This window comes from Stappia sp. 28M-7, assembly GCF_014252955.1.
In the GTDB taxonomy this organism is placed as follows: domain Bacteria; phylum Pseudomonadota; class Alphaproteobacteria; order Rhizobiales; family Stappiaceae; genus Stappia.
Genome location: NZ_JACMIA010000001.1, coordinates 2,355,360 through 2,376,547 on the forward strand (window position 1 = coordinate 2,355,360; position 21,188 = coordinate 2,376,547).

24 protein-coding genes are annotated in these 21,188 nt (G+C 67.2%); 13 read left to right on the forward strand and 11 right to left on the reverse strand.

Annotated elements, in window-relative coordinates; translation table 11 throughout:
• The first annotated feature begins 66 nt into the window (after positions 1-66).
• From H7H34_RS10330 to H7H34_RS10340, 3 genes are all read left to right on the forward strand, one after another.
• A complete protein-coding gene (locus tag H7H34_RS10330) occupies positions 67-654 on the forward strand; it encodes a hypothetical protein (protein ID WP_185925148.1) in 588 nt (195 codons plus the stop codon).
• Positions 638-2,797 (forward strand): putative bifunctional diguanylate cyclase/phosphodiesterase, encoded by a 2,160-nt coding sequence (locus H7H34_RS10335; protein ID WP_120267967.1) that lies wholly within the window; start codon positions 638-640, stop codon positions 2,795-2,797. The genes H7H34_RS10330 and H7H34_RS10335 overlap by 17 nt, the downstream gene beginning before the upstream one ends.
• Positions 2,798-2,884: 87 nt before the next feature.
• Complete coding sequence (locus H7H34_RS10340) at positions 2,885-4,081, forward strand: lytic murein transglycosylase (RefSeq protein ID WP_185925149.1); 1,197 nt, start codon at positions 2,885-2,887, stop codon at positions 4,079-4,081.
• On the opposite strand, the gene H7H34_RS10345 is transcribed toward H7H34_RS10340, so the two are convergent.
• The gene (locus H7H34_RS10345) at positions 4,078-4,386 is read right to left on the reverse strand and encodes a PilZ domain-containing protein (RefSeq protein WP_120267965.1); all 309 of its coding nucleotides are present in this window, start codon (positions 4,384-4,386) and stop codon (positions 4,078-4,080) included. The two genes, H7H34_RS10340 and H7H34_RS10345, sit on opposite strands and share 4 nt — an antisense overlap.
• Before the next feature lie 242 nt (positions 4,387-4,628).
• Here H7H34_RS10345 and H7H34_RS10350 point away from each other — a divergent pair, with 242 nt between their 5' ends.
• Positions 4,629-5,087 carry a DUF4864 domain-containing protein gene (locus H7H34_RS10350; RefSeq protein WP_120267964.1) on the forward strand — a complete coding sequence of 153 codons (459 nt, stop codon included), beginning with the start codon at positions 4,629-4,631 and terminating at the stop codon, positions 5,085-5,087.
• Between the two features lie 49 nt (positions 5,088-5,136).
• On the opposite strand, the gene tgt is transcribed toward H7H34_RS10350, so the two are convergent.
• Positions 5,137-6,282, reverse strand: a complete 1,146-nt coding sequence (tgt, locus tag H7H34_RS10355) for a tRNA guanosine(34) transglycosylase Tgt (protein ID WP_185925150.1) — start codon at positions 6,280-6,282, stop codon at positions 5,137-5,139.
• Entirely contained in the window at positions 6,279-7,376 is a 1,098-nt protein-coding gene (gene queA, locus H7H34_RS10360; protein ID WP_185925151.1) for a tRNA preQ1(34) S-adenosylmethionine ribosyltransferase-isomerase QueA, read from the reverse strand. Before queA ends, tgt begins: the two co-directional genes overlap by 4 nt.
• Before the next feature lie 376 nt (positions 7,377-7,752).
• Between queA and H7H34_RS10365 the strand changes: the two genes are divergently transcribed.
• From H7H34_RS10365 to H7H34_RS10375, 3 genes are all read left to right on the forward strand, one after another.
• Positions 7,753-7,902 carry a DUF1127 domain-containing protein gene (locus H7H34_RS10365; RefSeq protein ID WP_067215052.1) on the forward strand — a complete coding sequence of 50 codons (150 nt, stop codon included), beginning with the start codon at positions 7,753-7,755 and terminating at the stop codon, positions 7,900-7,902.
• Positions 7,903-8,219: 317 nt separating this feature from the next.
• Complete coding sequence (locus H7H34_RS10370) at positions 8,220-8,372, forward strand: DUF1127 domain-containing protein (protein WP_067333458.1); 153 nt, start codon at positions 8,220-8,222, stop codon at positions 8,370-8,372.
• 303 nt (positions 8,373-8,675) lie between these two features.
• Positions 8,676-8,825, forward strand: a complete 150-nt coding sequence (locus H7H34_RS10375; RefSeq protein WP_067215056.1) for a DUF1127 domain-containing protein — start codon at positions 8,676-8,678, stop codon at positions 8,823-8,825.
• Positions 8,826-9,843: 1,018 nt separating this feature from the next.
• Here H7H34_RS10375 and glmU read toward each other — a convergent pair.
• Complete coding sequence (gene glmU / locus H7H34_RS10380) at positions 9,844-11,205, reverse strand: bifunctional UDP-N-acetylglucosamine diphosphorylase/glucosamine-1-phosphate N-acetyltransferase GlmU (protein WP_185925152.1); 1,362 nt, start codon at positions 11,203-11,205, stop codon at positions 9,844-9,846.
• A 185-nt stretch (positions 11,206-11,390) separates the two neighbouring features.
• On the opposite strand from glmU, the gene H7H34_RS10385 reads away from it, so the two are divergent.
• The gene (locus tag H7H34_RS10385) at positions 11,391-12,389 is read left to right on the forward strand and encodes an SLAC1 anion channel family protein (RefSeq protein WP_209006196.1); all 999 of its coding nucleotides are present in this window, start codon (positions 11,391-11,393) and stop codon (positions 12,387-12,389) included.
• Positions 12,390-12,416: 27 nt separating this feature from the next.
• Here the strand turns inward: H7H34_RS10385 and H7H34_RS10390 are convergent, their stop codons facing one another.
• On the reverse strand, positions 12,417-13,028 hold the full coding sequence (locus H7H34_RS10390; protein WP_185925153.1) for a pyridoxamine 5'-phosphate oxidase family protein: 612 nt from the start codon (positions 13,026-13,028) through the stop codon (positions 12,417-12,419).
• Between the two features lie 191 nt (positions 13,029-13,219).
• Here H7H34_RS10390 and H7H34_RS10395 point away from each other — a divergent pair, with 191 nt between their 5' ends.
• The gene (locus H7H34_RS10395) at positions 13,220-13,792 is read left to right on the forward strand and encodes a dihydrofolate reductase family protein (protein ID WP_158592636.1); all 573 of its coding nucleotides are present in this window, start codon (positions 13,220-13,222) and stop codon (positions 13,790-13,792) included.
• A 97-nt stretch (positions 13,793-13,889) separates the two neighbouring features.
• Here H7H34_RS10395 and H7H34_RS10400 read toward each other — a convergent pair whose 3' ends face one another.
• From H7H34_RS10400 to H7H34_RS10425, 6 genes are all read right to left on the reverse strand, one after another.
• Complete coding sequence (locus tag H7H34_RS10400; protein WP_120268369.1) at positions 13,890-14,327, reverse strand: peptidylprolyl isomerase; 438 nt, start codon at positions 14,325-14,327, stop codon at positions 13,890-13,892.
• Between the two features lie 86 nt (positions 14,328-14,413).
• Positions 14,414-14,956, reverse strand: coding sequence for a peptidylprolyl isomerase (locus tag H7H34_RS10405; protein ID WP_120267958.1), 543 nt, complete (start codon positions 14,954-14,956; stop codon positions 14,414-14,416).
• A 35-nt stretch (positions 14,957-14,991) separates the two neighbouring features.
• Complete coding sequence (gene coaD, locus H7H34_RS10410) at positions 14,992-15,498, reverse strand: pantetheine-phosphate adenylyltransferase (protein ID WP_120267957.1); 507 nt, start codon at positions 15,496-15,498, stop codon at positions 14,992-14,994.
• A 138-nt stretch (positions 15,499-15,636) separates the two neighbouring features.
• Positions 15,637-16,266, reverse strand: coding sequence for a GyrI-like domain-containing protein (locus H7H34_RS10415; protein WP_185925154.1), 630 nt, complete (start codon positions 16,264-16,266; stop codon positions 15,637-15,639).
• Complete coding sequence (locus H7H34_RS10420) at positions 16,260-16,769, reverse strand: PadR family transcriptional regulator (RefSeq protein ID WP_245165039.1); 510 nt, start codon at positions 16,767-16,769, stop codon at positions 16,260-16,262. The genes H7H34_RS10415 and H7H34_RS10420 overlap by 7 nt, the downstream gene beginning before the upstream one ends.
• A gap of 159 nt (positions 16,770-16,928) precedes the next feature.
• Entirely contained in the window at positions 16,929-17,477 is a 549-nt protein-coding gene (locus tag H7H34_RS10425; RefSeq protein ID WP_185925156.1) for a glyoxalase superfamily protein, read from the reverse strand.
• Between the two features lie 293 nt (positions 17,478-17,770).
• Between H7H34_RS10425 and H7H34_RS10430 the strand changes: the two genes are divergently transcribed.
• From H7H34_RS10430 to H7H34_RS10445, 4 genes are all read left to right on the forward strand, one after another.
• Complete coding sequence (locus tag H7H34_RS10430; protein ID WP_185925157.1) at positions 17,771-18,280, forward strand: GNAT family N-acetyltransferase; 510 nt, start codon at positions 17,771-17,773, stop codon at positions 18,278-18,280.
• A 190-nt stretch (positions 18,281-18,470) separates the two neighbouring features.
• Positions 18,471-18,761: a hypothetical protein gene (locus tag H7H34_RS10435; protein WP_147421827.1), complete on the forward strand. Its 291-nt coding sequence runs from the start codon at positions 18,471-18,473 to the stop codon at positions 18,759-18,761.
• Between the two features lie 262 nt (positions 18,762-19,023).
• On the forward strand, positions 19,024-20,370 hold the full coding sequence (locus H7H34_RS10440; protein ID WP_185925158.1) for a flavin monoamine oxidase family protein: 1,347 nt from the start codon (positions 19,024-19,026) through the stop codon (positions 20,368-20,370).
• 394 nt (positions 20,371-20,764) lie between these two features.
• Positions 20,765-21,118, forward strand: coding sequence for a hypothetical protein (locus tag H7H34_RS10445; protein WP_120267950.1), 354 nt, complete (start codon positions 20,765-20,767; stop codon positions 21,116-21,118).
• Positions 21,119-21,188 lie beyond the last annotated feature (70 nt).

Genomic DNA, 21,188 nt, shown 5'->3' on the forward strand with positions numbered 1-21,188 from the left:
CTCTCTTAAAAGCCCTTTCACGACTCAGGGGTATCCGTTTCTGTTTGGGGGAGACCGGAGATGAAAATGCCAGAATCCCTGGGCGCCCCTGCTGCTGTCCGCAAGGCCGTGCGCAACACGGTCGCAGCGGCGTTTCTGACGGCTTTCGCCCTCCTGCCAGCGGCAGCATCGGCCGACAACGATCCCCAGCAGAAAACGACGCTCGACGCGGCCACCGCCCTTGCCGGGCGTGCCGCGGGAGCCGATCTGGATCTGGTGCGCGGCGACGTGGTGGAGCTGGCGGATCTCGCCCGTCGCCATATCGACGAAGCCGGTCTCGAGACCGCCTTGAAGGATTTCCTGTCCGCTCCCTGGAAGCGTCCCGCCAACGGCCTGCATCTGTGGGGCGTCACCACCGACGGCGTCAGCTGGTTCGACACCGGCCACCCGGAGCTGATCGGCATCGACGTGTCCAACATCACCGATATCGAAGGCCGGTTCTGGACCCAGCTCGCCGAAGCCTCGGCTCGCGGCACGGGAGACAAGGTGTTCCTGCTTCTTTTCCCCCATCCCAGGACCGCCCGCTCGGCGGTGGGATATCACACATGCTTCATGCTCGGAGACGGCGAGCGGATCCTGTGCGCAGGGGCATTCGAAGATGCACCGACCGGATAGCCTGATCGGGCGCCTGCGGTTTTCCAACTGGCCGGTCACGGCCAAGATCATGGCTGCGCCACTGGTCAGCCTGGTGGCACTGACGGCCATGGCGTTGCTCGCCTGGCAGGCGCTGACCATCCAGCGCGGGGCGGTCGTCTCCAACCTGTCGCGGCTGGAGGCGGTGCTCGACCGCGCCTACGAGGTGCCCCACCATCTGGCGAGCGTCGAGGCCAGTCTCTACAAGCTGTCCATGTGGAGCGAGATCGGCGTGCGCGGGGCCGAGCTGGAGGGCACGCTGCGCTCCATCAACTATGGCCTGGAGCGGGCGGCAGCCGACATCGCAACCCTGGAGAAAGCGGGGTTGGAGGACGTCGGCAAGCTGAAGTCCTCCTTCGAGACCTATCGCCAGAACACCTCGCAGGCGGTGCTCCTTATCCTGCGCAACGCGACGCTCGGCGCCGTCGCCACCCGCGGCGGCCACAAGACCTATGCCGAGGTAGAAGCCCACGCCCAGTCTCTCGGCCGCACGGCATCGGAACAGTTTCGCAAGGCGACCGAGGAGGCCGCGGCCACCTCCGACCGGCTGATCCGCAATTTCGTCGGCCTGTCGGTTCTGGCCGCGCTGGTCGCCGTTGCGGTCAGCATCGCCGCCTCGCGCGCGATCATCCGGCCGGTGACCGGTCTCGTGCGGACCATCCGGGCGCTGCTGCAAGGGGACCTGGCGACACCTGTCCCCCACACGGCCCGGCGCGATGCGATCGGCAGCATTGCGGGCGCCGTGCAGGAACTGCAGCGCGCGCTGGTCAGCAACCGCGAGCTGGCGCAGGAGCGCGAGCAGAAACAGGCGGAGCTGGAATTCATCGCCGCCCATGACGGACTGACCGGCGTTGCCAACCGCAAGGCCTTCGATGCCTATCTCGACAAGGCGTCGCAGGCCGCCGGCCCTGACGGCGAACTGATCTTCCTCCTGGTCGACCTCGACAGTTTCAAGCCGATCAACGATGCCTACGGCCATGAGGCCGGCGACACGGTGCTGAAGGTGCTGGCGCAGCGCTATCGCAACCTGGTGCGCCCCGGCGACATGGTCGCCCGCCTCGGCGGCGACGAGTTCGCCATCGTCATCGTGTCCCGGGAAGGCAGCCGCGATCCGGAGCAATTCGCCAAGCGCGTGCTTGAGGCGACGGTCAATCCCGTGCGTAACGGCCCGCGCGAACTGAGGGTCGGCGCCAGCATCGGCGTTGCCGGCAGCCAGTCGGTGCCGGGAGGACCGCAGGCGCTGATGGCCGCAGCCGACCGGGCGATGTATGTCGCCAAGCAGGAAAAGCGGCCCTCCTACGCGGTCTATTCGCCGCAGATGGCGCCCCAGCGCTACGGGCTGGAGGAGAAGGAGGAGGTCGAGCGGGCCCTGCGCGAGGGCGAGTTCGAGCTGCATTACCAGCCCAAGGTCTCGCTCATTGACAATGCCCATGCCGGCTTCGAGGCGCTGGCCCGCTGGCGCCATCCCGTGCGCGGGCTGTTGACGCCCGACCAGTTCCTGTCCCGGATCGACAGCTTCGGCCTGCAGGCCGACTTCAGCATGCAGATGGCGCGCAAGGCGATGGCCGATCTCAAGCGCTTTGCCGAACTCGGTCTCGAAAGCGGCGGCGTGTCGCTGAACCTTGAGGAATCCATGCTCGCAACCCGCAGCGGCATGGACGAGTTGCGCCGGCTGGTGATGGACAACCAGCCGCTCGCCCGGCTGATCACGCTGGAGATCACCGAGGATGTGTTCATCGCCCGCGCGGCGGAGACCATCCGCGACAATGTCGACATGCTCGCCGCCCTCGGCATCCGCATCTCGATGGACGATTTCGGCACCGGCTACGGTTCGTTCAAGCACCTGCGCGAGTTCACCATCCACGAGCTCAAGATCGACCGCGAATTCGTCCACGGCATCGGGCGCGACCGCTCGGCCGAGGTGATCATCGAAGGCTTCCTGGCGATTGCCTCCGGCCTCGGCGCGGTGGTGGTGGCGGAAGGGATCGAGACCCGCGCCCAGGCCCGCTACCTGCACCAGCGCGGCTGCCAGTTCGGCCAGGGTTTCCTGTTCTGCCGGCCCATCCCCTTCGACGAAGCGGCCGAATATCTCCTGGAGCAACAGGCCAGTTCCCGCACGGGCTGAGCGGATTTTTGCCGCCGCGCACTTGTTTGTGCGCGGGCAGTTCCCGCAAGATCACCGGGCGACTCGACCAGCCGAAAGGGCCCGCCGATGATCTGCCGCCTTCCCCGTCTCTCCCTTGCCGCCGCCTGCGCCGCGGCGCTGCTTTCCGCCGCGCCCGCCATGGCCAACACGCCCTGCGGCGGCGACTTCGGCGCCTTCCTGAACGGTGTCGCCGACGAGGCCCGCGCCAAGGGACTGCCGGATGCGGCGATCCGCAAGACGCTGGGCGGCGCGCAGATCGACAGGACGGTGCTGTCGCGCGACCGCGCGCAAGGCGTCTTCAAGCAGGATTTTCTCACCTTCTCCAAGCGCTCGGTCAGCGGCTACCGGCTGAAGCACGGCGCTGGCAACATGAAGAAGTTCGCCAGGACCTTCGCCCGCGCCGAGGCCGACTACGGCGTGCCCGCGCCGGTGATCACAGCCTTCTGGGCGCTGGAGACGGATTTCGGCGCCGTCCAGGGCGACTTCAACACGGTGAACGCGCTGGCGACGCTCGCCCATGACTGCCGGCGGCCGCAGCTCTTCCGCCCGCAGCTCATTGCCGCCATCGAGATGGTCGCCCATGGCGACCTCGATCCGGCCCGCACCACCGGCGCCTGGGCCGGCGAGATCGGCCAGGTGCAGATGCTGCCCGAGGACATCATCCGCTTCGGCAAGGACGGCGACGGCGACAACCATGTCGACCTGAAGAACAGCGCGCCGGACACGATCCTCACCGCCGCCGGCTTCATCAAGAGCCTCGGCTGGCGCGCCGGCGAGCCCTGGCTGACCGAGGTGAAGCTGCCCGCCAGCCTTCCCTGGGAAAAGACCGGCCTCAACTTCGACACCACCGTCGGCGAATGGGCCAAGGCCGGCGTCACCGCCCGTGAGGGCCGCCTGCCCTCGGCGAACCTGCCCGCCGCCCTGCTGATGCCGCAGGGCTACAAGGGGCCGGCCTTCCTCGCCTACCCGAATTTCCGCGTCTATCTGGAATGGAACCAGTCGTTCATCTACACGACGACCGCCGCCTATCTGGCAACGCGGCTCGCCGGCGCGTCCCGCTACGATCCGGGCAATCCGGAGCCCGGCCTGTCGGACGCGCAGATGCGGCAGTTGCAGGAAAAGCTTGCCGCAAGAGGCCACGACGTCGGCAAGATCGACGGCATCCTGGGCGCCGGCACCCGCGCGGCGGTGCGGGCCGAACAGCTGCGCCTCGGTATCCCCGCGGACGGCTGGCCGACGCCTGCCCTCCTGTCGCGGTTCTAGCCGACCTCCACCCGGGAGGTGGTCGCGGCTTCGCCCGGCTTCTTGTGCAGGAAGCGGATGCCGGCCTCGTCGCCGTTCATCCAGACGAGCTCGGCCTCGACCTTGATGGCGCGCTTGGGAAACTCGAAGATGAACCGCTTGCTGAGCGCCGAGTGACCCTTCATGCGCACGCGGCAGCCGGTGATGCTGAGATCCTCGACCAGGCAGGAAACCGACACGCCCCGGTCGACAATGATCGCCGGGATCATGCAGGACGCGCGAGGGGCTGAGCGGATCTCGCCGCGTACATTCGGCTTGTGGCGCATCTCGGTCGTCGACTCTCGGGTAGGCCGGCAGCAATTTCCGGCAGTCGGGCAATCGTTTGACGATTGTTAGCGGCCCGGGTGTGAATGGTACGTAAAGATACCCCCTCCAGCCCCTATGGCATCCGGCAGGCCTTTCCTAGCGTAAGGTCAGGAAGTGGCGGTGTTGGCAGGGCCAGATCCTGCAAGACCCGCCGTCCCGCCCTCCGCCGGCGCGGCGGAAGGCCAACCAGCCGGAGGCCGTCATGCCGCTTGCCGCCCTGCCCCGCTTCACGCCGAACCTGTCGTTCCTGTCCTGGATATGTGCCGTGCTGCTCGCGCTCGCGCTTGCAGTTTCCGCCGCGCCGGCCCGTGCCGATGACCCCGCCGCCTTGCGTGCCCTGGTCGAGGGCCAGATCGCCGCGATGCGCGCGGGCGATGCCTCGGCGGCCTATGGCTACGCAGCCCCGGCGATCCGGCAGATGTTCCCCTCGCCGGACCGCTTCATGCAGATGGTGAAGCGCGGATATGCGCCGGTCGTCGCCCCCCGATCGGTGACGTTCGGCCGCTTTCGCGAGACCTCGCGCGGTCCGGTGCAGGAGGTGTTCCTCACCGACAGCGGCGGCACCGACTGGCTGGCGCTCTACACGTTCGAGCAGCAGGCCGACGGAAGCTGGAAGATCGCCGGCTGCGTGCTGACCAGGAGCCCCGGCGCCTCGGCCTGAGGCCCGGGTTGCCGAATTCTCAGTCCAGCGGCGCCAGGTCGCCTCTTTGCTAGTTGAGCGGCGCCAGGTCGCCGCGGGCCCAATCCTCGCGCGTCTTCGCCCGGAAGTCCTCGAACCGGCCTTCCTCGATCGCCGCGCGCATCTCGCGCATCAAGGTCTGGTAGTAGGCGAGATTGGTCCAGGTCAGCAGCATCGCGGCCAGCCCCTCGCCCGCCTTCACAAGGTGATGAAGATAGGCGCGCGAATAGTCCCGCGCAGCAGGGCAGTCCGAGGCCTCGTCCAGCGGGCGCGGATCGTCCGCATGGCGGGCGTTCTTCAGGTTCACCTTGCCGTAGCGCGTATAGGCAAGGCCATGGCGGCCGGCCCGTGTCGGCATCACGCAGTCGAACTGGTCGATGCCGCGCGCAACGCTCTCCAGGATGTCTTCCGGCGTGCCGACGCCCATCAGGTAGCGCGGCTTGTCGACAGGCATTGCCGGTGTCGTCACTTCCAGCATCGCCAGCATCACGTCCTGCGGCTCGCCGACCGCCAGCCCGCCGACGGAATAGCCCTCGAACGGCATCTCCCCCAGCGCCTGCGCCGAGGCAATGCGCAGGTCCGGCACGTCGCCGCCCTGCACGATGCCGTAGAGCGCCTGGCCGCGCCCCGGCCCGCCCATCTTCTCGAACTGCGCGCGCGAACGCTCGGCCCAGCGGAGCGACAGGCGCATGGCCCGCTCCACATCCTCGCGCGGCGCCGGCAGCGCGATGCACTCGTCGAGCTGCATCTGGATGTCGGAGCCGAGCAGCTGCTGGATCTCGACCGAGCGCTCCGGTGTCATCACATGGCGCGAACCGTCGATATGGCTCTGGAAGGTGACACCGTCCTCGGTCAGCTTGCGCAGCTGCGCCAGCGACATCACCTGGAAGCCGCCGGAATCGGTGAGGATCGTGTGCGGCCAGTTCATGAAGGTATGCAGCCCGCCGAGCCGGGCGATGCGCTCGGCGCCCGGCCGCAGCATCAGGTGATAGGTGTTGCCCAGCACCACATCGGCGCCGAGCTCCCGCACCTGGTCCGGATACATCGCCTTCACGGTCGCCTGCGTCCCCACCGGCATGAAGGCCGGCGTTGCCACCCGCCCGTGCGGCGTGACGATCTCGCCGCGCCGGGCCATGCCGTCGGTCGCGAGGAGGCGGAAGGAAAAGGGCGCGGTCATGCAGGATCCTTGGGGAAGAGAAGCGAGCCATCGCCATAGGAATAAAAGCGATAGCCGGTCGCGATGGCATGGGCATAGGCCGCGCGCATCGTGTCGAGGCCCGACAGCGCCGACACCAGCATGAACAGGGTCGAGCGCGGCAGGTGGAAATTGGTCATCAACGCGTCGATGGCGCGGAACCGGTAGCCCGGCGTGATGAAGATCGAGGTCTCGCCGGCAAAGGGCGCCAGCCCCTCCTCGCCCTGCGCCGCGCTTTCCAGGATGCGCAGCGAGGTGGTGCCGATGGCGACGACCTTGTTGCCGCGCGCCCGCACGGCGCGCAGGGCGGCAACGGTTTCCGCGCTCACCTCGCCCCACTCGGCGTGCATGCGGTGCTCGTCGGTGTCGTCCGCCTTGACGGGAAGGAACGTGCCCGCCCCCACATGCAGCGTCACCCGGTGCCGCTCGATGCCGCGCGCGTCCAGCGCCGCCAGCAACTCGTCGGTGAAGTGAAGGCCTGCGGTCGGCGCGGCAACGGCCCCGTCCTTTTCCGCGAAGATCGTCTGGTAGTCCTGCCGGTCCTGCTCGTCCTCGCCGCGCTTGGCCGCGATATAGGGCGGCAGCGGGATATGGCCGACAGCGGCGATCGCCTCGTCCAGCATCGGGCCGGAGAGGTCGAAGACGAACAGAATCTCGCCCGTGTCGCGCTTTTCAGCGACCGTAGCGTCGAGCGTGCCCAGCAGGCAGGCCTTGCCCTCCCCTCCGGACTGCACGCCGAACTGCACGCGGTCGCCGACGACCAGCTTCTTGGCCGGGCGCACGAAGGCCCACCAGCGGTCGTCGCCCGCGCGCAGGTGCAGCGTCGCGCCGATGCGCGCCACTGCCTCGCCGCGCGTGCGGGTGCCTTCCAGCTGCGCCGGGATCACCCGCGTGTCGTTGAAGACCAGAGCATCGCCTGGCTCCAGCAGCATGGGCAGGTCGCGCACACCGCGATCGTCCAGCACCGGTTCGCCGTTCGGGCGCACCACCAGCATGCGCGCGGCATCGCGCGGTCGGGCCGGACGCAGCGCAATGCGCTCCGGCGGCAGCTCGAAGTCGAAATCGTCGACGCGCATGGCCTTGGCTGAACCCGGTGAAAGATGGCGTTGATACAGGGTTTCGGCTCTTATCCCTCCCCCGCGGCGCGGTCAACCGCGCGCCCCTTCCCGGCCTCTCATGCGGGGCGAAGCAGGAGCGATTCAACAGGTCTTGCCGTGCTGGGAACCGGACGCCGCCCGGTGCGTTGTGGAAAGGTCGGGATTCGGAGCGCCCTTGTCGCAAGGCAGATGCGACCGCAACTATTTTGCGATGCACAATTTGCATGGCTGCCGTGCACAATCGTCTCTTTTTTTCGACGGCTGAAAAAACTATCTCTTGGTCATCGGATCGGAGCGCTGACACGGGATGACCCGCCCAGCCAACTCCCGCACAGATCGTGCATATGAGGATGCCATGTTCGACTCTCTCGCCCGCAAGTACCGCAGCTGGCGTACGTACCAGACCACCGTTTCCGAGCTGTCGCGGCTCTCGACCCGCGAGCTCAACGATCTCGGCATCGCTCGCGGCGACATTCGTTTCGTCGCCCGTCGCGCCAGCCGTTAACAGTTCACGTTCAAGGAGATAGACCTCCTCCCCTATCTCCTGACGTGTTGCCGACGGGATATCCTCCTCCCAATCCCGTTCGGACATTGCGACGCCCGCCGGTACCTCCTCCCACCGGCGGGCGTTCGCATTTTTTGCGTGCATGCCGCAAGACCGGGCAACCCCGGCGAAAGCCGCAAGGCGGGCATGCGAAAATAGCGCCTCACAAACGGCGCGAAGCACTCCATATGAGTGCCACCGAACGATGACGCAGCGCAGCATGATGAGCGAAGAGCGGCCGCTTCGGGAGCAATAAGAAGAACATCACGGAGTTTGAAATGTTCACGACCCTCGCTCGCAAGTACCGCAATTGGCGTGCCTACAACAGCACTGTCACGGAGCTGTCCCGCCTGACCCCGCGCGAGCTCGACGATCTCGGCATCTCGCGTGGCGAGATCCCGGCTGTCGCTCGCCGTGCGGTGATCGGCTAACCCCATCACGGACCGGGGCGCGATCCTCCTCCCACGCGCCCCAGATCGTGCACCGACGGGTCTTCTCCTCCCGGACCCGTTAGGCAAAAGCGCCGCCCGCCGGTTTCCTCCTCCCTACCGGCGGGCGGACGCGGCCCTCGCAAGACGGGGACCGCCAGGGAGCGGAGCGGCGGACGCCGCCCACCAACGAGAACACCAGATCGCCGGACAGAGGCACCAACGGACCAGCGCAAGGATGCGCAGCGTCCGGCCGGCAGCCCGTCCGGTTTGATCACCCCCAGTTTCACATTCAAGGACACGACAATGATCAACACGCTCATCCGCAAGTACAATTCCTGGCAGCAGTACCGTCGCACCTATGACGAGCTGTCCCGCCTCTCCAATCGCGAGCTCAGCGACCTGGGCATCGGCCGCGGCGATATCGACTACATCGCCCGCAGCCACCACCGCTAAGAGCTCGCTCCGCCTCGCGGGGGCACCGCAGCCGAAAACGCCGTCCCATTCGGGGCGGCGTTTTCATTTCAAGCACCTGAAATATATGACTTTTCAAATTTTTATGCTGCTCTGCACAAAAAGCGGGGCTGATATGCAAGATCGTCTCTTTAAATAGACGCGAGACTCACCCATATCAGGGGCAACGGAGCCAAGCGATCCTCCTCCCACGCTTCGCTCCCGTTCAGGCCGGTGTTCCTCCTCCCTCACCGGCCCTCCAAAACGACGCCCACCGGATCCTCCTCCCACCGGTGGGCGTTCGTTTTTGGACTTGGCCTTTCCCCGACATTTCTCCGCACGCACCGCCGTCCGTCCAGACCGAACGCCACGGCGACGGGTGACTTTGCGCAGGACTCACTTTCGTCATCCCGGGCGAGCATCGCGAGACCCGGGACCCATTTGCGCCCTCGGCAGGCGTGAGGCAGGAGGCGCCGCCATCCCTATGGCTGTCATGCCTGCGAAGGCAGGCATCCAGTATCCGCCGAGGCGTGTGGGTTTGCGAAAGCGGATGCCCTCGGCGAGGGGTGTTCGCGGCGAGGTCACGGCTTGAGCCGTACGTCCTGGGGTTACTGGTTCCCGGTCTTCGGCTGCGCCGAAACCGGGATGACAGGCTGAGCGTGGGGTGGGCGCTGGCGTGTTTCGCCGCCGCTCTGGCAACCAATGGGCCCCGGATCTCGCTCCGCTCGTCCGGGGTGACCTCGAAGGGTGGGGCGACAGTGGAGAGGGAGGCACTGCCTCACATCCCCTCGGCTGTCATCCCGGCCACCACGGCGACGGGCGACTTTGCGCAGGACTCGCTTTCGTCATCCCGGGCGAGCATCGCGAGACCCGGGACCGGCGAGCCACGGCGGTTGCGGTGTCTCTCGGGAGCGCAGCTCACATCCCCTCGACTCTCCGATCCCGCATCTGCGCTTGCGCGCTGTGCGGGATGACGAGGAGAGGATTGCGTACAGTAGAAGACGAAACGCATCAGCCGCGCCTAAGCGCCCTTCTTCTCGGCCTTGGCGCGGGCAAAGCGCTCCTTCAGCTGCGCGCCGCGCCCTTCCTTGACCACCTGCCGCGCCCGGCCGAGCGACAGCGCATCGGCCGGCACGTTCTCGGTGACGACACCGCCGGCTGCCAGATACGCCCCGTCGCCAATGGTGACCGGGGCCACCAGGGTCGAGTTCGACCCGACGAACGCGCCCGCGCCGATATCCGTGTGGTGCTTGAGGAAGCCGTCGTAATTGCAGGTGATGGTGCCCGCGCCAATATTGGCGCCCGCGCCCACCCGCGCATCGCCGATATAAGTGAGGTGGTTGACCTTGGCCCCCGTCTCGACCCGCGCATTCTTGATCTCGACGAAATTGCCGATATGCGCGCCGGCGCCGATCTCCGCGCCCGGCCGCAGCCGCGCGTAAGGCCCGAGCGTCGCCCCTTCCGCGACCTGTGCCTCTTCAAGATGCGAGAAGGCGCGGATCGTCACCCCGTCGCCGACCTCCACGCCGGGGCCGAACACCACGTTCGGCTCCACCACCACATCGCGGCCGAGCCGCGTGTCATGGGAAAAATGCACGGTCTCCGGCGCAACCAGCGTCGCGCCGCCTTCCATCGCGGCGATCCGCGCCTGGCGCTGATAGTCGGCCTCGACCCGGGCCAGCTGCACCCGCGTGTTGATGCCCTGTACCTCCCACTCGTCGGCCCGCTCGGTAACGACGGAAAGGCCCAGCCCGGCGGCGATTTCCACCGCGTCGGTCAGATAGTATTCGCCCTTGGCATTGGCATTGCCGATCCGCTGGATGATCCCGGCAAAGCGCGTACCGCGAAAGCCCATGATGCCGGAATTGCAGAAGCGCACCGACCGCTCGGCCTCGCTCGCGTCCCGCTCCTCGCGGATCGCCAGCAGACGGCCGCCCTCCGTCAGCAGCCGGCCGTAGCCGGTCGGGTTCTCGGCCTCGAAGCCGAGCACCACCACGTCGGCGCCCTCCTCCAGCCTTGCGCAGACCCGCGCCAACGTCTGCGGCGAGACCAGCGGCGTGTCGCCGAACAGCACCAGCACCTGGTCGGGCAGGTCGCGCCAGGCCGGCTCGGCGGCGCGCGCTGCATGGGCGGTGCCCAGCCGGTCCTGTTGCACATGGCACTGCGCCTGCGGTGCCCGGCGCGCGACCTCGGCGACCAGCTCCGGCATGTCGGGCCCCACCACCACGGCCACCCGGCCGATTTCGGCCGCCTTGACCGCCTTCAGCACATGACCGACCAGCGACAGCCCGGCGACCTGGTGCATCACCTTCGGCCGGTCGGACTTCATCCTTGTGCCGAGGCCGGCGGCCAGGACGATGGCAAGGCGGGACGTGGACGGCATTGCAAACCTCTTGCGTGGATTCCGGCGGGCCAGTCATCGGGAGCCGGCGCCCGTCCGTCAAGTCGTTGCGCCGGACTGCCCGGCACTTTGTCGCAGGAAACACGAGAACGGATGTTGGCGAAAGCCGGTGCGGACGGATATTCAGGTATCCGAATGAGTTTTCAGGCATTCGGGCGGGGGAAGCCATGAGCACGATGACGGCGGCGGCACAGGCCGGGACGACAGACGAACCCTGGCTGCGGCATTTCCCGATCACCTTCTTCGCGGTGGTGATGGGCCTTGCCGGCCTGTCGCTGGCCACCCGCCGCATGGAGGTCGCGCTTTTCGGGGCGTCCGGCACTGCCAGCCTGGTGCTGACGCTCGCCACCGCCGCCACCTTCTGCGTCATCGCCGCGATCTATCTCGCCAAGGCGCTGCGCCACACCGAGGCGATGAAGGCCGAGTGGAACAATCCCGTGCGCATCGCCTTCTTCCCGGCGATCACCATCGGCGTGCTGCTGGTCTGCTCGGGGCTGCTGCCGCGCGCCCCCGGCCTGGTCGAGGCCGTATGGATCGTCGCCACGGCCGTGCATCTCGTCATCATCCTCGGCGTCGTCTCCGCCTGGATCAGCCACCGCACCTTCGAACAGGCGCATCTGACGCCGGCTTGGTTCATTCCCGCCGTCGGCAACGTCCTGGTACCGGCCGCCGGCGTCGAGCTCGGCTACCTCGAGGTCTCCTGGTTCTTCTTTTCCGTCGGCATGCTGTTCTGGGTGATCTTCCTGACGCTGGTGTTCAACCGGCTGATCTTCCACAACCCGATCGCCGAGCGCCTGCTGCCGACGCTGGTCATCCTGATCGCGCCGCCCTCGGTCGGCTTCGTCGCGTGGCTGCTGCTGAACGGCGGCGTGGTCGATGCCTTCGCCCGCGTTCTGTATTACAGCGCGCTGATGTTCGTGCTGGTGATGCTGACCCAGGTCGGGCGCCTCTTGCGGCTGCCCTTCTCCATGGCCTGGTGGGCCTATTCCTTCCCCGTGGCGGCCTTCACCATCGCCTCGGCCCTGTTTGCCGAAAGCACCGGCGCCGCCTTCCAGCGCACCCTGTCCTTCATCGCCTATGGCGTGCTGTGCGCGGTGATCGCGATGCTGGTCGCCAAGACCTTCGCCGCGATGCGCCGCAACGAGATCTGCCGTCCGGAAGGATGAGAACAAGGGTGAGGCCTGCGCCTCACCTCACCACAGCGATTTGCGCGCCCGCTCCGGCCATTCGCGGTCGTACGCCTCGCCGCCCACCTTCGCCTCGCTCAGGGCGGACAGGATCGCGCCCGGTGTCGGCAGGCCGTTCGCCGCCTCCTGCGCCTCGGCGTCCCACAGGCGCGCGCGCACGATGGCCCGGGCGCACTGGAAGTAGATCGTCTCCACCTCGATCAGGATCACGCTGCGCGGCGCCTTGCCGTCCACGGCAAAGTCCTCCAGCAGCTGCGGATCGGCGCTGATCGTCGCCCTTCCGTTGATGCGCAGCGTCGTGCCGCTGCCGGGAATGAGGAAGAGCAGCGCCACGCGCGGATCGCGCACGATGTTGCGCAGCGAATCGATGCGGTCGTTGCCGCGCCGGTCGGGCAGCGCCACGCGCTTCGCATCCAGGATGCGCACCACCTCGCCCCGGTCGCCGCGCGGCGAGCAGTCCAACCCCTCCGGACCTGCGGTCGCCAGCGCCACGAAGGGCGAGGCCTTGATCAGGGCGGCATATTCGTCGCTGATCCAGTCGATTTCCTTGACCTTGGAGGCCGCCCCCGGCGTGCCGTAGAGCGTCTCGAGCTGCTCCACCGTGGTGATCGTCGTCATGCGCCTCTCCGCTCCTTCTGCTCCCCGGCCGGCCCGGTCCGCGCGCAAGCTAGCAGCGGGAAGGTGCAGGCGGAAGAGCGGGCGCACTTCGCCGGGCGATGACCTTGCAGGTTATTGCCGGATGGCGGCCGGCGCCCGCACACTCGACGCTTCCCGGCGGCACGCACCGCCCTCAAGGACAGGAGCACCCGGTGTCTTGCAAGATCATCGTCACCCAGTACATCTCGCTTGACGGCATCATCGAGGACCCTGTCGGCATGGAGGCAAGCGGCCTTGGCGACTGGACCGGGCCGTTCTCGCGCGGACCCGAGGGCGACCGGCTGAAGCATGAGGAACTGTTCGCGGCCAGCGCCCTGCTGCTCGGCCGCCGAACCTATGAAGCCTTCGCCGCAGTCTGGCCGCAGGTCACCGACGACACCGGCTTCGCCGCGCGCATCAACACCCTCCCCAAGCATGTCCTCTCCGGCACGTTGGCCTCGGGCGCCTGGGCGCAGACCCGCATCCTGCAAGGCGACGCGGTCCGGCAGGTCGCCGCGCTCAAGGCGCGCTGCGACGGTGACCTTCTCGTCTATGGCAGCGCCGCGCTGCTGCACGCGCTGATCCCCGCCGGTCTCGTCGACGGTTACCGCCTGATGGTCTATCCGGTGGCGCTCGGCCGGGGAAAGACGCTGTTTCCGCAAGGCGCCGGGGTTCGCCTGCGGCTTCGCGAGGTCCGGCCGTTGAACGACGGTATCGTCTGGATGGAGTACGCGGCCGCGGCCTGAAAAATGCTCGCGCCATCGCAACGAAAAAGGGGCAGGCGCCGCATGGCCCCTGCCCCTTCCTGTTCGCCGTGTCCGCGCGTCGATGCGCGGGCGCGCGTTACGCGATGTCGGCCGCGACCTTCATCGAGACGATCTTGTCCGGGTTCTGCACCGGCTCGCCGCGCTTGATCTTGTCGACATTCTCCATGCCCTCGATCACCTCGCCCCAGACCGTGTACTGGCGGTCGAGGAAGCGGGCGTCGGTGAAGCAGATGAAGAACTGGCTGTCGCCGGAATTCGGGTCCTGGGCGCGGGCCATCGAGCAGGTGCCGCGCACATGCGGCTCGGCGTTGAACTCGGCGCGCAGCTTCTTGCCCGAACCGCCGGTGCCGGTGCCGCGCGGGCAGCCGGTCTGGGCCATGAAGCCCTCGATCACGCGGTGGAAGACGATGCCGTCATAAAAGCCCTCGCGCGCCAGTTCCTTGATGCGCGCGACGTGGTTCGGTGCAAGGTCCGGGCGCATGTTGATGACGACCTGGCCCTGGGTGGTTTCCATCACCAGCGTGTTTTCTGCATCCTTGTATTCGGCCACCCTCGGTCTCCTTCGTATGTTCGTGGAATCTGTGTGCGGTGTTCGTAACGTCAGTTGGCGTCGGCGGCAACGCGCATGCGCACGATCTTGTCCGGGTTCTGCACCGGCTCGCCGCGCTTGATGTTGTCGACGTGCTCCATGCCCTCGACCACCTCGCCGAAGACCGTGTACTGGCCGTTCAGCCAGTCGCCGTCGGCGAACATGATGAAGAACTGCGAATTGGCGCTGTCCGGGCTCTGCGAGCGGGCCATGCCGAGCGTGCCGCGGCGGAACGGTTCGGACGAGAATTCCGCCTTCAGGTCCGGCAGATCGGAACCGCCCATGCCGGTGCCGGTCGGATCGCCCGTCTGGGCCATGAAACCGTCGATCACCCGGTGGAAGACGATGCCGTCATAGAAACCCTTGCTCGCCAACTCCTTGATGCGCGCGACGTGGTTCGGCGCAAGGTCGGGCCGCAGGCGGATCACCACCTGCCCGTCCTTCAGGTCGAGCAGCAGCGTGTTTTCGGGATCGTTCGACTGGGCGCCGGCGGGCGACAGGCCGATGACCGCGGCAAGGACGAGTGCGGAAAAGAACGAAAGCAGGCGTGCCATGGAAGGAAAGTCTCCCGCAACGGGGGTTGGAACTCTCAGCGCGGAGCCGCCAGCCGCTCGGCGAGGCGTTCCGCGACATGAGCCGGAACGAAATGACGGACGTCGCCGCCCATCTTGGCGATCTGCCTGACCAGCGTGGCGGTGATGTGGCGGACTTCCGGAGAGGCCGGCAGGAACACCGTCTGCACTTCGGGCGCCAGCGACCGGTTCATGCCGGCCATCTGCATCTCGTAGTCGAGGTCGGTGCCGTCGCGCAGGCCCCGCACCAGGAAGGCGGCGCCGTTGCGCCGGGCCGTCTCGATGACCAGGTCGTCGAAGGAAATCACCTCGATGCGCCCCGCATCGGCCGCGCCGAAGGCATCGCGCGCGACGCGGGCGATCATCTCCACCCGCTCCTCGAAGCTGAACATCGGCGACTTGCCGGGGTGGACGCCGATGGCGACGACGACCTTGTCTGCAAGGTCGAGCGCGTGGCGCAGAATGTCGACGTGACCGTTGGTGACGGGGTCGAACGAGCCGGGATAGAGCGCGGTGCGTGTCATGCCGCCGATTTACAGGGCGAGCCGCCGTCAGGCAAGCGGGACGAAGGACGGGGTGGGCGGGGCCGGCTGCCTCCGGCGCTCGCCGCCGCCAAGCTATGGGTGCCTGTCCTCACGGATAGGCTTCCACTGGTCTTTCCGCTACTGCGTCGGACGCACCGGCTGCCGGAGGATGATCTTGCGCCGCTGCGGAGCAACGCGGCTCCAATCATCGAGATAGATCTCGTGATAGGGGCCATCCGCTTCCAGTCCTTGCTCTGGCAGGTGGTCGCCGTAGAGCCCCGCCAGAATCTCCGGAAGGTCGTCCGTCTCACCAACATGCAGGACCTGCACGCACTCGCCTTCGGCCAGGACCTCCCATCGAACAGCAGGTTCATCGCCCAGTTCGTGGCGCGCCTCGGCAGCCGAGTCCTTCAGTTTCTGCGCATCGGCCCAAACCGGCAAAGTGATCTGCACACGCCACTGCCACTTCTCACGATTGCCCGCTGCCAAGTCGCGCATATCGTCCGCCCAGTAGAGGATTTCCACCGGCGGCTCGACAAAGGACTTGCCCATTAGCTTCCGCGCTTCGCGCCGGATGGCGTAGATTGCCGTGTAGAGAACCTTCACCGCGGCTTCGATGGAAGTCTGTTCGGGTGGGCCTTCCCCATCCAGGGTCGCGAAGGGAAGCCTGGGCACATCGACCCTGCTGAAGTCGCCGGCCGGCGGCGCATAGACCCGGCGTAACGTGGCCCGATCCTGCGTTAAATCGATCAGTGCTTCGTCTACCATGGCTTGTTCCTCATATAGTCCAGCGTGGTGTCGATCCAGCTGCGCTCGGCGTTCAGTTGGCCGGCCGAAAAGTCAAAGAGAACCTCGACATGATCGGGCATGGGCTGCCTTTGTCGGCGCACCCGCTCGAGCCGCTCCAGTTCCGTGACAACCGACGCCAGGCGTGCCTCCAGGGCGTTCAAGGCCGCATCGCGCGACAGCACCGGCCAGTGCACCATTCCGAGCAGGAGCGACGAGAATGTCGGACGATAGGCGCCAAGGGCCGCGATGGTCTGTTCGCACAGAACCTCGTGGCCGGATGGCGTAATGCGGAACGTCTTTCGCGCCTTGGCGCCCCTCGGCACCTCGGCCGCTACGAGCCCTGCTTTCTCCAGCTTGCCGAGCACGAAATAGATCGACGAGAAGCCGACTTGCGTCCACTCGCGCATCCCCCGTGCCTCTATGATCCGTTCAAGCTCGTATCCATGGCGCGGCATCTCGGCGACGAGCCCGAGTAGCAGCAATTCAGCATCTGTAAGATCGACTGGCATATTCTAGCGCTAGAATATCATGGCGCTAGATGTCAAGCACCCACCCTATGTCGGGCTGTCCAACGAGATCCATGCGAGAAGGAGCGGGAGACGCTCCTCTTGGATCACGTTTTGTCGGCAGGACCTTGTCCCTCAGCTCTCCGCCAGTTCCATGAAGCGGATGCGGTTGCTGAACGGGTCGGTGACCTGCAGCTCGAGCCGTCCTCCCTGGTCCTCCAGCCCCGGCTTCATGTAGCGATAGTCCTTGGCCTGCAGCTCCCGGTGCAGATCGCGGATGCCGGTCATGTAGACGCACATGTTTCCGCCGGGCGTCGCATCGCCGGCATGTTCCGACAGGTGCAGCCGCAGTCCGGAGCGCGAGATCTGCATATAGAGCGGGAAGTTCTCGCCGTAGCGGTGCTCCCAGTCGAAGGAGAAGCCCAGAAAGCCGATATAGAACTCGCTCGCCTTGGCAACATCGAAGATCCGCACGATCGGCACCGCCTGGTCCAGGCGGATCGTCTCCCGCGCCTCGGCCGCCTCGCCCTCCCCGATCTTCGCGGCGAGCACGTTCCAGTTGGCCAGGCCGAACTGGCGGGCGACGATTTCCAGCGCTTCGCTGTGGGTGATGGTCAGGTTTTTCTCGGCAAGAGCCTCGCGCATGGCCTTGGCCATGAGCTTCGAATGGCGATGGTCGCGCATGTCCGTTTCCTCGTCACGGCGAAGTCCTCGTCAGCACCCGCATTACCGACGCCTTCGCCCGACGGTGGAACGGTCAGGACGCATCGCTTCGGAGGCATTCGCCATGCCCCGCCATGGTCACGACGGGGTGCGGGCTGCCGGCTGCCTCCGGCCGGCTCCGACAGTAGCGCGCAGCCTCGCCCCTGTCAGCTGGGAGTAGCAGCCTGTGACGGCCAGTGAGGGCGCCCCCTCCTTGCACGTGGCGCCTCCGCCGCTAAAACTGCGGGAGCCCAATCGGACAGCGAGACGAGACCTTGCCGATCCTGCCGACGTTCCGCACCGCCCGCCTCGCGATACGGCCGCGCACCCTCGCCGATCTGGACGCCTGCCTGGCCATGGACCGCGATCCCGAGGTTACCAAGTTCGTACCCAAACCATGGGCCGATCCCGCCGGCCACGAGGCTTTCGTGCGCGGGCGGATGCAGGCCGACTACGGGCCGGGCCTCGGCTACTGGTCGGTGTTTTCGCATGACATGCCGGAGCATTTCCTCGGCTGGATCCTGCTGGTCCCGTGCGGCGGCATCGGGCCGGAGATCGAGATCGGCTGGCGCTTCCTGCGCGAGACCTGGGGCAAGGGCTATGCGACCGAGGCGGCACGGCCCGTCCTTGACCATGCGATGGAAACGCTGGCGCTCGACCGGGTCGTCGCGGAAATCGATCCCAACAACGCAGGCTCGATCAAGGTCGCCCGCAAGCTCGGCATGACCGACGAAGGCTTGATCCACAAAGACGGCGCGACCTGGCACCGCTTCGTCATGTCCTGACGAGGAAGGCTTTCGCGCAAACCGAGTCAAAGCCCCGCGGCTTCGAACCCTCTCAACCCGTAGCCACGTCGTTTCCCTGCCGGCGCCAGTGTTTTGCGATTGTTGCCGTAAAGTCACTCACTGCGAATTTATTTAAGTCACGCCACTTTTCTGCTAGACTGTTGCTCATAAGCACAAGGAGGCGCAGGACATGCGTGGCATTGCAGCTTTGGGCCTTGGCGGCCTCGCCGCCATTGCCATATCCATTGCCGTCGGCAGTCTGACATTCGGCACCGCGGATCAGATCAACACCGCGAAGAAGGGCGACCGCATGGCGCGCACGGTGCAGGTCGCCTGTGCCGCCGGCACCATGCAGGACACGGCACAGGGTTGCGCGGATCTCGCGCGCAGCATCGATCCTGCCTCCGGCCCGACATGGCGCACCATCGCCTCTCGGGACGGCAACACCACCGTTCTCGCGCGCACCCGCGTTTCGGAGTGACCCTGAAACCCTGACCTCGGACACTCTCGAAGAGCATGGCGGCGGGTCCCCCGGCCCGCCGCCACGTCGTTCGGGGCCTGCGTTTCCCGGGCCTGCCCTCCCCCCCTCCATTCCGCTTCCATCCCCCCTTCCTGGTGCGTCCGGCATCGTCCGCCATCTTTGCCCTTTCTGAGCCCTGCATCCCGGTGCAATGCTCCCGGCAACACCCGGTCCCCTGGGGGAACGGGGCGCGATCCGGCAGCGGCATGCGGGAGGGCCGACCATGAGCAATTCGCCGAGCAGACGTCGGTTCCTTTTCGCACTGGGAGCCGTCGCGGCGTTTGGGACCGGCGGCGGCCTGCGCGCGCGGGCGCCGCAGCGCGTCCTCGTCCTCGGTGCGGGCATGGCCGGGCTGGCGGCGGCGCGGGCCCTGCAGGAGGCCGGACATGCGGTCACGGTTCTGGAGGCGCGCGCGCGGATCGGCGGGCGTGTCTTCACCTCGCGCCTCTGGCCGGATCTGCCGATGGATCTTGGGGCAAGCTGGATCCACGGCCAGCGCGGCAACCCGCTGACCGCTCTGGCGCGCGAGGCCGGTGCGCGGGTGGTGGCGACCAGCTACGACGCCTCGCTTCTGCTCGGCCCGGACGGGGCGGAGATCGCCTCGGACCTGCGACCGGCCGAGCGCATCCTGCACCGCGCACTGGCGTCGGCCGAGCGGCTGCCGGACGATGTTTCGGTGACGCGGGCGCTGGAGGCCTCCGCCGACTGGCAAGACGCCGATGCGGCGATGCGGCGGTTGGTAGCCTATCTGGTGAACACCACGCTGGAACAGGAATATGGCAGCCCGGCGCGGCTCCTGTCGGCCTGGCACGGGCAGGACGGCGAGGAGTTCGACGGGGCGGACGGGCTGTTTCCCGAAGGCTTCGACCGGATCGCCGGACATCTGGCGCGGGGGCTGGACATTCGCCTGTCCGCCGAAGTGAGCGAGATCGCGCCTGGCTCCGTGCGCCTCGCCGACAGCAGCCGGATCGCGGCGGAGCGCATCGTCTGCACGCTGCCGCTTGGCGTGCTGCGCTCGGGCAGCGTGCGGTTTGCCGAACCGCTGGCGCGGGATCGGCAGGCAGCGATCGAGGGCCTGGGAAACGGGCTCTTGAACAAGTGCTGGCTGCGGTTCGACCGGGTTCGCTGGCCCGGCGATGTGGACTGGATCGGCTGGCTCGGCCCGCGCGCGGGCCATTGGGGCGAGTGGCTGTCGCTGGCGCGAACGTTCCGCGCCCCCGTCCTCCTGGGCTTCAATGCCGCCGATCCGGCGGCCGAGATCGAGCGGATGAGCGACCGCGACACCGTGGCCGCCGCGCTGGGCAGCCTGCGGGCGATGTTCGGGGCGCGCTTTCCCGCGCCGCAAGCCGCGCAGATCACCCGCTGGGGGCAGGATCGGCACGCGCTCGGCAGCTACAGTTTCAACGCGGTCGGAACCAGCCCCACGACGCGGCGGGTGCTCGCCGGCGCGGATTGGGACGGGCAGCTCTGGTTTGCGGGAGAGGCGGCCTCGGCCACCCATTTCGGCACGGTGCATGGCGCGGTGCTGTCGGCGCGGTCGGTCGTCCGCGGCCTGTCGGAGCGCAGGTGACCCGGCCACGCGGTTCTTCGCCGCGCCTGCCCGCGCCCGATCACCGACATTTCACCGGTCTTTCACATTTGCGCGCGCGGCGGCGTTTTCGCGGCCATTCGCCTTGCCCGGCCCCTCCTCGTTTCCCACCTCTCGAACAGGGCCGCAGGGCACCTGCGCCGCGCCCGGCCCCGGCCGGAGCGGCACCAGGGGGCTCGCGGACAAAACGCAGAACCGCCTCGCAACCGCGGAGCGGCCGAAAGCGCCGAACCAGCCATGCTCAGTGCGCATGGCTGGCATGCAAAAGCATGGCCGGCTCAGACACAAGCTTCTGCAATCGTTCACAAAAACGGCACAGGCCGTTCACGGAATGCTGAACCGGCAAAGGCTTGCCAATCCCTTCGGGATACTACATATGCCCATCATGATGACGATTCACAAAATTCATCAGCTATCGACTCCGATCGCCCTGTGGGGCGCTGGCGTCGTGCTGCTTGTCGCCACGCTCGGGGCTGGATTGGCCGCCTCGGATGTCGACGCCGCGGCGGAATCCGCTGCCAACATGCAACCTTCTGCGCATGAACGCGTTATCTCGTCAGGCAAGGATGAGCGCGTCATCGCACGAACCGTCGAGGCGGTCTGCGGCGGCATCATCTTCCGAGAGGAGGATCCCGATTGTTTCTCCGGCACCCCGCCGCAGAAGAATCCGGTGATCGCCGAGCCGGCGACGGGCAACCAGGCGCTGCCGGTACAACCCTCCGGATCGTGATACGCGTCACGGTTTCCTTGCCGGTTATGCCCCAATGTGGGGTCATCGAAAAACGGTAACCAGCAGGGAC

Bases quoted from the DNA above. Each gene is read 5' to 3' on its own strand.
- H7H34_RS10330 (WP_185925148.1), top strand. From the start codon at position 67: ATGCCAGAATCCCTGGGCGCCCCTGCTGCTGTCCGCAAGGCCGTGCGC.
- H7H34_RS10335 (WP_120267967.1), top strand. From the start codon at position 638: ATGCACCGACCGGATAGCCTGATCGGGCGCCTGCGGTTTTCCAACTGG.
- H7H34_RS10340 (WP_185925149.1), top strand. From the start codon at position 2,885: ATGATCTGCCGCCTTCCCCGTCTCTCCCTTGCCGCCGCCTGCGCCGCG.
- H7H34_RS10345 (WP_120267965.1), bottom strand. From the start codon at position 4,386: ATGCGCCACAAGCCGAATGTACGCGGCGAGATCCGCTCAGCCCCTCGC.
- H7H34_RS10350 (WP_120267964.1), top strand. From the start codon at position 4,629: ATGCCGCTTGCCGCCCTGCCCCGCTTCACGCCGAACCTGTCGTTCCTG.
- tgt (WP_185925150.1), bottom strand. From the start codon at position 6,282: ATGACCGCGCCCTTTTCCTTCCGCCTCCTCGCGACCGACGGCATGGCC.
- queA (WP_185925151.1), bottom strand. From the start codon at position 7,376: ATGCGCGTCGACGATTTCGACTTCGAGCTGCCGCCGGAGCGCATTGCG.
- H7H34_RS10365 (WP_067215052.1), top strand. From the start codon at position 7,753: ATGTTCGACTCTCTCGCCCGCAAGTACCGCAGCTGGCGTACGTACCAG.
- H7H34_RS10370 (WP_067333458.1), top strand. From the start codon at position 8,220: ATGTTCACGACCCTCGCTCGCAAGTACCGCAATTGGCGTGCCTACAAC.
- H7H34_RS10375 (WP_067215056.1), top strand. From the start codon at position 8,676: ATGATCAACACGCTCATCCGCAAGTACAATTCCTGGCAGCAGTACCGT.
- glmU (WP_185925152.1), bottom strand. From the start codon at position 11,205: ATGCCGTCCACGTCCCGCCTTGCCATCGTCCTGGCCGCCGGCCTCGGC.
- H7H34_RS10385 (WP_209006196.1), top strand. From the start codon at position 11,391: ATGAGCACGATGACGGCGGCGGCACAGGCCGGGACGACAGACGAACCC.
- H7H34_RS10390 (WP_185925153.1), bottom strand. From the start codon at position 13,028: ATGACGACGATCACCACGGTGGAGCAGCTCGAGACGCTCTACGGCACG.
- H7H34_RS10400 (WP_120268369.1), bottom strand. From the start codon at position 14,327: ATGGAAACCACCCAGGGCCAGGTCGTCATCAACATGCGCCCGGACCTT.
- H7H34_RS10405 (WP_120267958.1), bottom strand. From the start codon at position 14,956: ATGGCACGCCTGCTTTCGTTCTTTTCCGCACTCGTCCTTGCCGCGGTC.
- coaD (WP_120267957.1), bottom strand. From the start codon at position 15,498: ATGACACGCACCGCGCTCTATCCCGGCTCGTTCGACCCCGTCACCAAC.
- H7H34_RS10415 (WP_185925154.1), bottom strand. From the start codon at position 16,266: ATGGTAGACGAAGCACTGATCGATTTAACGCAGGATCGGGCCACGTTA.
- H7H34_RS10425 (WP_185925156.1), bottom strand. From the start codon at position 17,477: ATGCGCGACCATCGCCATTCGAAGCTCATGGCCAAGGCCATGCGCGAG.
- H7H34_RS10435 (WP_147421827.1), top strand. From the start codon at position 18,471: ATGCGTGGCATTGCAGCTTTGGGCCTTGGCGGCCTCGCCGCCATTGCC.
- H7H34_RS10440 (WP_185925158.1), top strand. From the start codon at position 19,024: ATGAGCAATTCGCCGAGCAGACGTCGGTTCCTTTTCGCACTGGGAGCC.
- H7H34_RS10445 (WP_120267950.1), top strand. From the start codon at position 20,765: ATGCCCATCATGATGACGATTCACAAAATTCATCAGCTATCGACTCCG.